This is a genomic window from Albidovulum salinarum, assembly GCF_025673475.1.
Classification (GTDB): domain Bacteria; phylum Pseudomonadota; class Alphaproteobacteria; order Rhodobacterales; family Rhodobacteraceae; genus Albidovulum; species Albidovulum salinarum.
The window spans coordinates 1-623 of record NZ_JAOVQO010000073.1 but is presented as its reverse complement, the minus strand read 5'-3'; the positions used below and the strand labels follow the sequence as shown (position 1 = coordinate 623).

The 623-nt window shown below is 65.3% G+C and carries 1 protein-coding gene; it reads right to left on the bottom strand.

The genetic code is table 11. The features are described 5' to 3' along the window. A partial coding sequence (gene cysC, locus OEZ60_RS22180; RefSeq protein ID WP_263341053.1) for an adenylyl-sulfate kinase occupies positions 1–623 on the bottom strand: 623 nt, incomplete at both ends.

Below are 623 nucleotides of genomic sequence, written 5' to 3'. Positions count from 1 at the left end.
CGGGCGAGCTTGTAGAGCCCCTTGCGGTCGCGGCGCTCGCATTCCTCAAGCGAGGTCGCGACATGGACCTCGATGAAGGCGCCGAAGGCCTCGATCATCTCGCGCACCGCGCGCCGCGTGGCGGTGTAGGGCGCGATCGGCGCGCAGATCGCGATGCCGCCGTTCTTGGTGATCTCGGAGGCCACATAGCCGATGCGCTTGATGTTGAGGTCGCGGTGCTCCTTGGAGAAGCCGAGCTCCGAGGAGAGATGCTTGCGCACCACGTCGCCGTCGAGAAGCGTCGTCGGACGTCCGCCCATCTCCATCAGCTTGACCATCAGCGCGTTGGCGATCGTCGACTTGCCCGAGCCCGAGAGCCCGGTGAAGAACACCGTGAAGCCCTGTTTCGCGCGCGGCGGCGAGGTGCGGCGCAGCTCCTGCACCACCTCGGGGAAGGAGAACCAGTCGGGGATCTCCAAGCCCTCGCGCAGGCGGCGGCGAAGCTCGGTACCGGAGATGTCGAGGACGGTCGCGCCCTCGGGGATCTCGTCCACCGGGAAATACTGCGCCTTTTCCTGCACATAGACCATCTGTTTGAAATCGAGCATCTCGATGCCGATCTCCTCCTGGTGCTTCCTGACCAG